Raw genomic sequence first — 12,300 nt, 5'->3', positions numbered from 1 at the left:
CTCTAGTTTAAGCACTTATCTTACTCTTTTAATCTCTTATTAATACAGTCTCACAAGTGCCCACACAGTTTGTCTGATAGTTTGTTAAAGAACAATTTACACTGCATCAAAAATGCAAGGCTTCTAATTTTAGTGAGATTGAAACCTCATGTCAAGTGATTACTTAAAATTTTTCCAAATAATCTATGATATTCATTTCTCATTCCCCTCTAAAAGAGGAGGAGGCGTATTATAGAAAATTATCACTTCCTTGCAAGCAATCTTTGCAAAAAAAATTCAAATATATAATCAAAAGCTGATTTTTCATTCACCTTGTCTAATTTTTAGTACAAAATCGTCTACTTTTTCCCAATCTGTATATTCAATTTCTTTACTTACATCGGTTTCGCCCCCTGTTATTTTCATTATTAATCTAATCATCATCCGATCAAACCAAGAATAACGAGGATAAAACAACGCTCCGGCAAACACCCCTACATATTTGGGTTTCCACCGAATACGTTGCAAAAACTTCCTAACATAAACATTCGTTTCCGGTGTATTCTTATTTTCTTTACGAGCTGTCAAATTCACACCAAAAAAATTGCTCTCTTTCTGCTGTAAAAGTGCGGTATTTTTTTGCAAAAATTGATAAAGTCTTTGATCAAAATGACCATAGCGAACCGAGGCACCAATAATAATACGATCGAAGGTAGCTAAATCACCAGAAAAATCAAGCAAAGATTGTACCGCACTTTTTTCAAATTTTGTGCCTATATATTCTGCGATTTTTTTAGTCTGACCCTCTCGGCTTAAATATAAAATCAATGTTTTCATTATGATTTCCAAAAAGTCGGCGTAAACAAAAGTAAAAGAGAAAAAATTTCTAAACGACCAGCTGCCATAGCAAAAGAAAATACATATTTAGCATTATCCGGAACTTGTGAAAAACTTTGGCTAATTATTCCCAAACCTGGTCCAACATTTGTTAGTGTGGCAAAGACAGACAACATCGCATCAGCAGCATTCATTCCACATAATATAACCGCAAATACACATACCCAATAGGTTAAGAAAAATGCAATTAAAAATCCCCATATCCCATCAATAACTCTCTGTGCCAATAACATTTTCCCCAATTTAATTGGAATAACCAAATGAGGGTGAACTAAATGTTTAAATTCTCTTTTGATTTGTAACCATACAACAAGCACTCTAATCATTTTTAAACCACCTGTAGTAGATCCCGCACATCCTCCTAATATTGCCATAAAGACCAGTAACATCCCCAAAAAAGCCGGAAGCTGATTTAAATCAAATAAAGTATAACCTGAAGTCATTGCCATTGATACTGACTGCAACGCACCTTGTGAGAAAGCATCAAAAACAGAATAATTTTCATAGGTCAGATATAACCCTAACGATAATAAGAAAATAAATATCCCTTGAATTGCACAGAAAAACCTAAATTCAGGATCTCTTGCGTAAATTTTCCAGACAGGTTGGTATTTCCAATTAGTTAATGCTCGAATATGCAAAGCAAAATTACAACCACTAATCAGCATAAAACCAGCACTAATCAAATAAATAGCCGGATTGTCAAAGTAACCTAAACTGGCGTCGTAATTGGACATTCCGCCATTTGACACCGTAGAAAAACTATGAGAAATCGCATCAAACCAACTCATTCCCGCAGCCCAATAAGCAAACGCACAGAAAATAGTCAATATACAATAGAGAAACCATAATAATTTTGCCACTTCACCAATACGAGGCAAGGCTTTTTGATCTTTCATTGGCCCCGAAGATTCCGCTCGATATAAATGACCACTACCAATACCAAGCAATGGAATAATCGCAACCACTAATACAATCAATCCCATTCCGCCAATCCATTGCAAAAGTTGACGATAAAAAAGGATGGATTTTGGCAAATGATCCAACCCCAAAATTACTGTAGCCCCTGTTGTAGTTAAGGCTGAAAAAGACTCAAATACAGCATCGGCAAGGCTCAATGTTAGCTCATCGAACAACATAAAAGGAATAACTGCCAATAAACTGAGCAAAACCCAAAACATTGTGACGATTAAAAATCCTTCACGTGAACGTAAACTTGCCTTATGTGCTCGACATAGCCACCATAACCCAACTCCGGCTGAAAGATTGTAAAAAAACGACAAGATAAAAGCCTTTCCACCCCCATCTCCATAAATCAACGCTATAAAAGCCGGAATTAACATTGTAATGGAAAAGCAAGTTACTAGAATTCCCACTATACGCAGAATAGATAAAATATGCACAATTTTCTCTCTTATTTGTTTTCTAATAATCTTAACTGTCCTGCTGAATAACTAGATAAGTCATTCTGAAATGCTGCCAGTTTATCATCACTTATACCCAACTCAAATTGAACATCCTGTAAAAAATGTTGAGAAATGATCCTAATATTATATTTTTCAAATAAAACATGTAACCAATTGACCTGATGATACGCACAATAAAGTTGATAAATTTTTCGTTCTATTTTTAAACTTGTCTGTAACAATTGCAAAGCTTGTTGCACACCATTTCCATAAGCTCGCACTAATCCCCCTGTACCGAGCAAAATTCCCCCATAGTAACGAACAACTACAGCAGAAATTTCACCAATACCACTCCCCAATAAAGCATTCAACATAGGTTTTCCTGCCGTACCGCTAGGTTCACCATCGTCAGAAAACCCTAATCCTTGCGAATTACCGGGTTGTAACGAAACCGTTGCCCAACAATGATGACGAGCATTTGGATGTTGATTTTTTATTGAATGCCAAAATGCTTTAGCCTGCTCCAAACCTTCTGCATGCTGAAGATAAGTAATAAAACGGCTCTTCTTAATTTCTTCTTCAAAAACAACCGCACTTTGGGGAATAAGATATTTCATACTTTGCTTATTTTGACCCTAAAGAAATTGGACGCTATCATACACGCTTTCTATTCTAACAAAGAAATTATTATGACTGATATTATTGTAACACAAACTCTAAACACAATTGGATTACGTTGTCCGGAACCAATAATGCTCTTACGCAAAAAAATTCGCCATATGCAAGAAGGAGAAATATTATTAATTCTTGCAGATGATCCTGCCACAACTAGAGATATTCCTAGCTTTTGTCAATTTATGGATCATAATTTATTAAAAAGTGATTTAGAAAACACTCCATTTAAATATTGGATCAAAAAAGGAAAATAAGTCATATCATAAAATAGTAACAAAATTTAATTTTTGTGATCTCCGTCAAAAAAAAAAAAAAAAAAAAAAATAAAATTTATTGACTTTTTATTTTATAGGCGCAAAATTTGCTTCGATAGTCAACTAAAACTATATAAGCAAAATAAATTTCGGAGGCTATTATGTTAGACCACAATTATAGTCAAGAATATAACCCTATTAAGGGTCGCTCTTTGATGGCACATATTCGTCGTACTCGACACCTTATGAAACCGTCCCATCGTTCTTGTTTTTCTTTTGCTATTCTCCATTCTAAAAGTAATCCATATCAATTCTTTTCCATTTAATTCCCTTTAAATAAAGGGGATTTCACGGTTTTCTACTTTATTAATATTTTGTCCTAGAATTTTTATATTCTTTATACGGTTTTTCTTGATAAATAAAAACCTGTGTTTGTTCTTAATTCTAGAATAAGTGTTCGTGTTTTTTATAGTTAAATAAATATAAAAATTCACGTACTGTTTATATTAATAATTTATAAAACTTTAAAAGTAAGCTATCTCACTATTTCTATATTTATTGTGAGAGGGTGATTTGTATTCTTTAAATAAGACAAAGGAGTCTTTTATGTTAAAATTAAAAATCGCACATAGCCCATTAGTGCAAAAATATTTTACATCAACTCGTGAATTAGTTTTATTAAATCAAACTGATTTCACCGATATAGGTGCAATAATATTGACTGCCGAAGATGTTAAGTATATTCAACAAATAAAAACGACTGAATTTAATATTCCTATTTTTGTCGTATTAAATGAAGGTGAAACACTTTCTGATGAATATTTTGATCAGGTTTATCATGTTCAAGATCTAAACAGCTATGATATCAATTTGTATAGCCGTCAAATTGAAACAGCTGCGTCTCTTTATGAGCAAAAAATGTTACCTCCATTCTTTAAAATGTTAAGCGAATATGTCGAAATGGGTAATTTGGCATTTGATTGTCCGGGACACCAAGGCGGTCAATATTTCCGCAAACATCCAGCCGGCCGTTATCTATACGATTTCTATGGAGAAAATATTTTCCGTTCAGATATTTGTAATGCTGATGTGAAATTGGGAGATTTACTAATACATGAGGGTGCTCCATGTGATGCTCAACAACATGCAGCAAAAGTATATAATGCAGATAAAACATATTTTGTGCTAAACGGAACTTCCGCCTCCAATAAAGTGGTTTGTAACGCACTACTTGCACCGGGTGATCTAGTATTATTTGACCGCAACAATCACAAATCAAATCACCACGGTGCTTTAATTCAAGCGGGTGCAACCCCTGTTTACTTGGAAACTGCCCGTAATCCATTCGGCTTCATCGGCGGTATTGATAACCACTGTTTTGAAGAAGCATATCTTAAAAAATTAATCGCAGAAGTGACACCGGAAAAACTTGAAGAGAAACGTCCTTTCCGTCTTGCAATTATTCAATTGGGTACTTATGACGGAACAATTTATAACGCCAAACAAGTTGTTGAACGTATTGGACATTTATGCGATTACATCTTGTTCGATTCTGCATGGGTCGGCTATGAACAATTCATTCCAATGATGAAAGATTGCTCTCCATTATTACTAGATTTAAATGAAAATGACCCTGGTATTATCGTGACACAATCGGTACATAAACAACAAGCAGGTTTCTCACAAACATCACAAATTCATAAAAAAGACAAACATATTAAAGGACAAGCAAGATATTGCAATCACAAACGCTTTAATAATGCCTTTATGTTGCATGCGTCTACCAGCCCATTCTATCCTCTATTCGCCACTCTGGATGTAAACGCTCAAATTCAAGGTTCTCCTGCAGGGAAACGTCTATGGGCCGAGTGTGTAGAAGTTGGTATCGAGGCAAGAAAGTTAATGCTTAAGCACTGCACTTTAATCAAACCATTTATTCCTCCTTATGTGAAAGGTAAAAAATGGCAAGATCACGATACTAAAGAAATTGCAAATGATCTTGAGTTTTTCAATTTCCATGCAAATGATACATGGCATAAATTTGAGGGTTATACAGATAATCAATATTTTGTTGACCCTTGTAAATTCATGCTCACAACTCCGGGGATTAACATTGAAACAGGGGAATATGAAGACTTTGGTATTCCAGCAACAATCCTTGCTAACTTCTTGCGAGAAAATGGAATCATTCCTGAAAAATGTGACTTGAACTCCATTTTATTCTTGCTTACACCAGCTGAAACATTGACAAAAATGCAAACTTTAGTTGCTCAAATAGCTGCGTTTGAAAAACATATCAAACAAAATTCATTACTCAAAGATGTACTGCCTACTGTGTACAAAAATAATGAGGAACGCTATCAGGGCTACACTATCAGACAATTATGTCAAGAAATGCACAATCTTTACGTCAGTAGAAATGTTAAACAGCTACAACGTGACTTGTTTAGAAAAACAACTCTACCGGAATATGCTATGAACCCACAAAAAGCGAATATCGAATTTGTTCGTAACAAAATTGAATTAGTTCCATTGACAGATATTGTGGGGAGAATCGCCGCCGAAGGTGCATTACCTTACCCTCCAGGTGTTTTATGTGTTGTTCCCGGTGAACGTTGGAGTACGACAGTACAACAATATTTCCTTGCACTGGAAGAAGGCATTAATGTTCTTCCTGGATTCGCACCGGAAATTCAGGGCGTATATCTACAAAAAGATCCTGATGGACGTACACGTGCTTATGGATATGTATTAACTGAAGCATAATAAAAAAATAAGTGCGGTTAATTACAAATAACCGCACTTTAATAGAGGGATAAAATTATGAGTACTCAAAAAAGTAATAAAATCGGTGTAGTACAACTCACTATACTGACAATGGTAAATATGATGGGTTCAGGCATTATCATGCTACCGACAAAATTAGCTGAAATTGGAACTATCTCAATTGTATCTTGGTTAGTCACAGCTGTTGGTTCAACTGCTTTAGCCTATGCTTTTGCTCAATGTGGTATGTTCAGTAAAAAATCAGGCGGTATGGGTGGTTATGCGGAATATTCTTTCGGTAAAGCCGGTAACTTTATGGCAAACTACACTTATGGAGTTTCTCTAGTCATTGCCAATACTGCGATTGCAATATCCGCCGTTGGATACGGATCAGAGCTATTAAATGTCACTTTATCACCGATATCCATTGCACTATGCACTATATTCACACTATGGTTAGCAACTGTTTTGAATTTTGGTGGAGCAAGAATCACTGGTAACATCAGCTCTTTTACTATCTGGGGAGTAATTATTCCGGTCGTAGGGATTTGTTTAATTGGTTGGTTCTGGTTTAGTGGTGAAATGTATGTCAGTGCTTGGAACCCACATAACGTTCCCACTTTTGAAGCCATCGGCGTATCTATTTCTATGACGTTATGGGCCTTCTTAGGTTTAGAGTCAGCTTGTGCGAATACTGATGTAGTAGAAAATCCTGAAAGAAATGTTCCTATCGCAGTTCTTGGCGGAACATTAGGTGCGGCGGTTATTTATATTGTTTCCACCAACGTAATTGCCGGTATTGTTCCTAATTTGGAACTTGCTAATTCAACAGCACCGTTCGGTTTAGCTTTTGCACATATGTTTGAAGAAACAACAGGTAAAGTGGTAATGGGCTTAATGGTAATGTCCTGCTTCGGTTCATTATTAGGCTGGCAGTTTACCATTGCTCAAGTATTCAAATCTTCAGCCGAAGAAGGATATTTCCCAGCATTCTTCAAAAAAGTGACCAGTAAAAACGCACCTATTATTGGTATGGTTACAATTACTGCAATTCAAAGTTTATTAGCACTGATGACGATCAGTCCATCTTTAAACAAACAATTTAACATCTTAGTAGACTTGGCGGTGGTGACCAACGTAATACCTTATCTGTTATCAATGGCTGCATTAATGGTCTTACTTAAAGTAGAAAAAGTAGCATTAAATAAAGCTAAAATTACCACATTTGTTGCCTTCATCGGTTCGTTATATAGTTTATATGCCTTATACGCAGCAGGTGAGCAAGCTATGCTATACGGATCAATCGTAACATTCATCGGTTGGACGCTATATGGATTTATTTCTTATAAATTTGATATAAAAAAATAAGGTAAAATTATTTATTTTTTCAAGTCAACAAATACAATGACAAAAAGTGCGGTAAATTTCACCGCACTTTTAATTTCTGTTATCATAGCAACAAAATTAACTAACCCATTAAATAATATGCGTATTCCTCGAATTTATCATCCAACCTCTTTAGAAAATCAACAAACTTGTCAATTAAGCGATGATGCGGCAAATCATGTAGGGCGTGTTCTACGCATGCAGGTAGGTGAGCAAATTGAATTATTTGACGGAAGTAACCATATTTACCCTGCCATTATTACTCAAACAAATAAAAAAGCAATTGAAGTTAACATTCTCTCTCGTCAATTGGAAAATCGTGAAAGTCCATTATTTATTCATCTAGGTCAAGTGATTTCTCGTGGAGAAAGAATGGAGTTTACTATTCAAAAATCCGTTGAGTTAGGGGTCAACATAATTACGCCATTATGGTCTGAACGTTGTGGAGTAAAACTTGATAAGGATCGTATGGAGAAAAAAATCCAACAATGGCAAAAAATTGCGATTTCCGCTTGTGAACAATGTGGGCGTAATATAGTGCCTGACATTCGCCCATTAATGAAATTGCAAGATTGGTGTGCTGAACAAGACGGAACCTTAAAGCTTAATCTTCACCCAAGAGCTAAATATACAATTCGTACCTTACCGGAAATTCCCCCGCAAGGTGTTCGCTTGTTAATAGGTTCAGAAGGAGGACTTTCTGCACAAGAAATTAGTCAAACAGAAACTCAGGGATTTACTGAAATTTTACTTGGTAAGCGTGTTCTACGCACAGAAACTGCCGCACTTAGTGCAATCACCGCATTACAGGTCTGTTTCGGAGATTTGGCAACGTAACAGAAGTACAAACCAAAAGAGCGGTAATTTTTTACCGCCCTTTTCTTGCAATCTCCTTAAACTAGGAAATTTCACTCATTTTAACAGGACGCCCCTCATCCAATGATTTTTTCGCTGCAATTGCGATTAATACCGGTTGCAAACCGTCAGTACCGTTTACTAATGTTGGTTTGTCATTCACCACTGAGTCAACAAAGCACGCCATTTCATCAGCAAAAGATTGCATGTAACGTTCTAAGAAGAAATATTTTGGTTTTTCTGCGATGACACCATTCACATTAGATAAAATTGCTGTTGACGGCGTATCATTTGCGGTTTGGATCGCACCTTTAGAACCGAATACTTCTGCACGTTGGTCATAACCATAAACTGCTTTACGGCTATTATCAATCACTGCAATTGCCCCGTTTGCAAGTTTTAAGGTAATAACTGCGGTATCAATATCGCCCGCTTCACCAATTTTCGGATCAACAAGAACACCTCCTGCCGCATATACCTCCGTTACTTCACTGCCGGACAAATAACGCACCATATCAAAATCATGGATTGTCATATCAAATAACATACCGCCGGACACTTTTACATATTCAATTGGCGGTGCATCTGGATCACGAGAAGTGACCCGAATAACGTGGGGTTCACCAATATCACCATTGACTACCGCATTCTTAATTGCTTTGAAATTATGGTCAAAACGGCGGTTAAAACCGACTTGGAATTTAACACCCGCTTTTTCCACTTCTGCTAATACTTGCTGAATACGATCAACATCTGCGTCAATTGGTTTTTCACAGAAAATATGTTTACCTGCACGAGCCGCTTCAATAGAAATCGGTGCATGCGTATTAGTGGAAGAACAGACTAAAACAGCATCAATCTCCGCATCTTGTAAAATTAATTTATAGTCTTCATAGACATTCGGAATACCCATTCCCTTTGCCCATTCTTTTAACTCTTCAGTAACACGAACATCAGAAATCGCTTTGATTTCAGCACCTTTTACATATTTTGTAATACTTTCTGAGTGTACACGACCAATACGACCTGCACCAATAATACCTACTTTAATCATTTTAAACTCCTGCAACTTCTCTGATATATTGACGACCTTTAATTGCATATTCTAACGGATTTGCAATTGCCGGATCTTGTTCGGCTTCAACAACCATCCAACCTTTATAATCATATTTTTCTAAAATATCAAAAATCGGTTTGAAATCAATTACACCATCTCCCGGCACAGTGAATGTACCTTTAACAACCCCTTCCAAGAAACTAAGATCATTTGCTTTTACTTCCGCCACAACCTCATCACGCACATCTTTTAGGTGAACATGAACAACACGGTGAATATATTTTTCTAATACCTCCAGCATAACTTGTTGTGAGCCTTCTGAATAATAAAGGTGACCTGAATCGAATAATAAATACACATCATCATTAGTGATTTCCATGTATTTATCAATTTCTGCGGGTGTTTGAATACCAGTTCCCATATGGTGATGTAAGCATACCTTCATGCCTTTTTCTGCGGCTAATTTTGCAAGCTCATTATAACCTTCCGCTAGCAATTGCCATTCAGCTTCCGTGAAAATAGTTTTCTCTTTGAAAATTGCTTTTTTCTGACCTTGAATACTACGACTTTGCTCAGAGCAACCAATAACCTTAGCTCCCATAGCATGTAAAAAATCACGATGCTCTATAAAACCTTTGATAGTTTCTTCTTTTTTACCATCAACAAAGAATGTACTGAACCATGCGTTACAAATTTGGATACCCCGTAAATCCAGTTTACGTTTCAAAACGTCAATATCACGTGGATATTTACTTCCCACTTCGCTACCGGTGAACCCAGCTAATGCCATTTCACTTACGCACTGTTCAAAAGTATTCTCTTTACCAATTTCCGGTAAATCGTCATTTGTCCAACCAATCGGTGCAATGCCCAATTTTACATTTTCAGCTTTCATACTGTTGTCCTTCTTAAAAAGAATGAATGAATTTCATGATAAATGGGCTCAATATTGAGCCTATCAAGTTAAATTAGTAACGTCTTGCTACCTCAATATGAGCAATAGAATCTTCATAGGCAGCATTAATTTCAGCTTTATTTGACACCTCAGCCACACCAACGTGCCACCAGCTTTCATATCCCTTCGCCATCGTTTTTGGTAAAACCTTAATATCAATTAAAGTAGAAACCTGTTGTTTTTTTGCATCAGCCAAAGCCAATCGTAGCTCTTCTTCGGTAGTTACTTGATAGGTTTTGCAACCGTAAGATGCGGCATTCATAGCAAAATTAACCGGTACAAAGCCCCCATCTAATTTATTGGTATTCTTGTTTCTGAAACGAAATTCCGTTGCAAAACTGTCCATACCATGGCCAATTTGTAAGTTATTGATACAACCGTTTGTCATATTATCGAATAATATTACGTTAATTTTTCTATTTTCTTGAATTGACGTTACCAGTTCAGAATGCAACATCATGTAAGATCCATCACCTAAGAAGGTATAAACTTCACGATGAGGTTCTGCAATTTTGACCCCTAGAGCAGCACTAACTTCATACCCCATACAAGAATAACCGTATTCCAAATGATAGGTATTTTCGCCTTTAGACTGCCAAATACGTTGTAAATCGCCTGGTAAACTACCCGCAGCCCCCACGATGACATCATTTTCACCTAATGTTTCATTTAAAATACCTAACACCCTTGTTTGAGCTAAACAAGATTTGGTCATCTCCATAAATTCAGCATAAACCGCCTCACGATTTAAACGATCATCAATTTCAGGTACAAAATCTTCGGTATAAGTTATATTGTGAACACGCTCTAATTCAGTTTCCAACGCTTTTTTTGCCTGTGCCACTTTATCACCCCATTGGGCTTGATAACCTGTTGTAGCTAAAAGTGCGGTTAATTTTTCCAGCGTTTCTTTGGCATCAGCTGTAACTTGTACACCATCTAACTTATAAGCATCAAAGCGAGCAACATTGATATTTAAGAATTTCACTTCGTCATTATTGAAAATCCATTTAGATCCCGTCGTAAAATCAGTATATCTTGTACCAATACCAATGACTAAGTCAGCCTCCGGTGCTAATAAATTTGCAGCTACACAACCTGTTACACCTATACCGCCAACATTCAAATAATGCTCAGAAACTACCGCACTTTTACCCGCTTGAGTCTCTGCAAATGGAATATTATAAATTTCAGCAAAGGCTTTTAATTGCTCTGCCGCCTCAGAGTACCGCACTCCACCACCACAAATAATTAGTGGTTTTTTCGCATTTTGAATTAAGGTCAAAGCATCTTGTAGCATCGCTTCCGTTGGAGGTGTACGCTCAATGCGATGAATACGTTTTTGTAAAAAATACTCAGGAAAATCATAAGCTTCAGTCTGAACATCTTGTGGCAATGCAATTGTCACCGCACCGGTTTCTGCAGGATCAGTCAATACACGCATTGCGTTGATACAAGCTGTCATTAATTGTTCAGGACGACTTACACGATCCCAGTATTTACTTACCGCACGAAAAGCATCATTGGTACTAATACTTAAATCATAAGTTTGTTCAATTTGTTGCAACACAGGGTCTGGTTGACGAGTAGCAAAAACATCACCAGGTAATAAAAGAAGTGGAATACGATTTGCCGTTGCTGTTGCAGCTGCTGTAATCATATTTGCAGCCCCCGGACCAACAGATGAAGTACAGGCATAGATTTGTTTGCGTAATTTTTGCTTCGCAAACCCTATTGCTACATGAGCCATGCCTTGCTCGTTACGTCCTTGACGCACAATCAATTCGCCACTATCCTGTTCCAGTGCTTGACCTAAACCCAGCACGTTACCATGTCCAAAAATCCCGAAAATGCCTTCAACGAATTTTGTTACCTTTCCATCGAACTCAATATATTGGTTATCAAGAAATTTTACTAATGCTTGAGCTACCGTTAATCTCACTGTCTTCATCATCATCTCCCAAATCAGATAATTGAAATTTGTAGCTATATAATCATATTTTCGTTTCAAATAAAATAAAAATGAAAAATAAATTTCATTTTTGTGGAGCTGATCAAATTTTTCTAACC

Annotated in this window: 11 protein-coding genes; 5 read left to right on the top strand and 6 right to left on the bottom strand. The window is 36.5% G+C overall.

The window, feature by feature from the left end; translation table 11 throughout:
• Positions 1 to 303 precede the first annotated feature (303 nt).
• Genes hemG through HNR69_RS08970 form a run of 3 tightly spaced genes read right to left on the bottom strand, consistent with a single transcriptional unit; the run spans position 304 to position 2,899 of the window.
• Complete coding sequence (hemG, locus tag HNR69_RS08980) at positions 304 to 816, bottom strand: menaquinone-dependent protoporphyrinogen IX dehydrogenase (protein ID WP_075294249.1); 513 nt, start codon at positions 814 to 816, stop codon at positions 304 to 306.
• On the bottom strand, positions 816 to 2,279 hold the full coding sequence (locus HNR69_RS08975; protein WP_075294250.1) for a TrkH family potassium uptake protein: 1,464 nt from the start codon (positions 2,277 to 2,279) through the stop codon (positions 816 to 818). The genes hemG and HNR69_RS08975 overlap by 1 nt, the downstream gene beginning before the upstream one ends.
• Before the next feature lie 11 nt (positions 2,280 to 2,290).
• Complete coding sequence (locus HNR69_RS08970; protein ID WP_075294251.1) at positions 2,291 to 2,899, bottom strand: YigZ family protein; 609 nt, start codon at positions 2,897 to 2,899, stop codon at positions 2,291 to 2,293.
• 72 nt (positions 2,900 to 2,971) lie between these two features.
• Between HNR69_RS08970 and tusA the strand changes: the two genes are divergently transcribed.
• From tusA to rsmE, 5 genes are all read left to right on the top strand, one after another.
• The gene (gene tusA, locus HNR69_RS08965; RefSeq protein WP_041604994.1) at positions 2,972 to 3,211 is read left to right on the top strand and encodes a sulfurtransferase TusA; all 240 of its coding nucleotides are present in this window, start codon (positions 2,972 to 2,974) and stop codon (positions 3,209 to 3,211) included.
• Between the two features lie 161 nt (positions 3,212 to 3,372).
• Positions 3,373 to 3,537 (top strand): leader peptide SpeFL, encoded by a 165-nt coding sequence (speFL, locus tag HNR69_RS08960; protein ID WP_075290466.1) that lies wholly within the window; start codon positions 3,373 to 3,375, stop codon positions 3,535 to 3,537.
• A gap of 280 nt (positions 3,538 to 3,817) precedes the next feature.
• The gene (speF, locus tag HNR69_RS08955; protein ID WP_075294252.1) at positions 3,818 to 5,977 is read left to right on the top strand and encodes an ornithine decarboxylase SpeF; all 2,160 of its coding nucleotides are present in this window, start codon (positions 3,818 to 3,820) and stop codon (positions 5,975 to 5,977) included.
• A 57-nt stretch (positions 5,978 to 6,034) separates the two neighbouring features.
• Positions 6,035 to 7,345: a putrescine-ornithine antiporter gene (gene potE / locus HNR69_RS08950; RefSeq protein ID WP_011609720.1), complete on the top strand. Its 1,311-nt coding sequence runs from the start codon at positions 6,035 to 6,037 to the stop codon at positions 7,343 to 7,345.
• A 117-nt stretch (positions 7,346 to 7,462) separates the two neighbouring features.
• Positions 7,463 to 8,200: a 16S rRNA (uracil(1498)-N(3))-methyltransferase gene (gene rsmE, locus HNR69_RS08945; protein WP_075294266.1), complete on the top strand. Its 738-nt coding sequence runs from the start codon at positions 7,463 to 7,465 to the stop codon at positions 8,198 to 8,200.
• A gap of 61 nt (positions 8,201 to 8,261) precedes the next feature.
• On the opposite strand, the gene iolG is transcribed toward rsmE, so the two are convergent.
• From iolG to iolD, 3 genes are all read right to left on the bottom strand, one after another.
• On the bottom strand, positions 8,262 to 9,272 hold the full coding sequence (gene iolG, locus HNR69_RS08940) for an inositol 2-dehydrogenase (protein WP_011609722.1): 1,011 nt from the start codon (positions 9,270 to 9,272) through the stop codon (positions 8,262 to 8,264).
• 1 nt (position 9,273) lies between these two features.
• Positions 9,274 to 10,170, bottom strand: coding sequence for a myo-inosose-2 dehydratase (gene iolE / locus HNR69_RS08935; RefSeq protein WP_011609723.1), 897 nt, complete (start codon positions 10,168 to 10,170; stop codon positions 9,274 to 9,276).
• 73 nt (positions 10,171 to 10,243) lie between these two features.
• Positions 10,244 to 12,181: a 3D-(3,5/4)-trihydroxycyclohexane-1,2-dione acylhydrolase (decyclizing) gene (gene iolD / locus HNR69_RS08930; protein WP_075294267.1), complete on the bottom strand. Its 1,938-nt coding sequence runs from the start codon at positions 12,179 to 12,181 to the stop codon at positions 10,244 to 10,246.
• Positions 12,182 to 12,300: the final 119 nt, after the last annotated feature.

Origin of the sequence: Histophilus somni, from assembly GCF_014202395.1 — a bacterium.
Lineage (GTDB): Bacteria > Pseudomonadota > Gammaproteobacteria > Enterobacterales > Pasteurellaceae > Histophilus > Histophilus somni.
The sequence above is the reverse complement of the archived record's forward strand: the minus strand, read 5'-3'. Positions and strand labels throughout refer to the sequence as shown.

Bases quoted from the DNA above. Each gene is read 5' to 3' on its own strand.
- rsmE (WP_075294266.1), top strand. From the start codon at position 7,463: ATGCGTATTCCTCGAATTTATCATCCAACCTCTTTAGAAAATCAACAA.
- iolD (WP_075294267.1), bottom strand. From the start codon at position 12,181: ATGAAGACAGTGAGATTAACGGTAGCTCAAGCATTAGTAAAATTTCTT.
- iolG (WP_011609722.1), bottom strand. From the start codon at position 9,272: ATGATTAAAGTAGGTATTATTGGTGCAGGTCGTATTGGTCGTGTACAC.
- speFL (WP_075290466.1), top strand. From the start codon at position 3,373: ATGTTAGACCACAATTATAGTCAAGAATATAACCCTATTAAGGGTCGC.
- speF (WP_075294252.1), top strand. From the start codon at position 3,818: ATGTTAAAATTAAAAATCGCACATAGCCCATTAGTGCAAAAATATTTT.
- tusA (WP_041604994.1), top strand. From the start codon at position 2,972: ATGACTGATATTATTGTAACACAAACTCTAAACACAATTGGATTACGT.
- HNR69_RS08970 (WP_075294251.1), bottom strand. From the start codon at position 2,899: ATGAAATATCTTATTCCCCAAAGTGCGGTTGTTTTTGAAGAAGAAATT.
- hemG (WP_075294249.1), bottom strand. From the start codon at position 816: ATGAAAACATTGATTTTATATTTAAGCCGAGAGGGTCAGACTAAAAAA.
- iolE (WP_011609723.1), bottom strand. From the start codon at position 10,170: ATGAAAGCTGAAAATGTAAAATTGGGCATTGCACCGATTGGTTGGACA.
- potE (WP_011609720.1), top strand. From the start codon at position 6,035: ATGAGTACTCAAAAAAGTAATAAAATCGGTGTAGTACAACTCACTATA.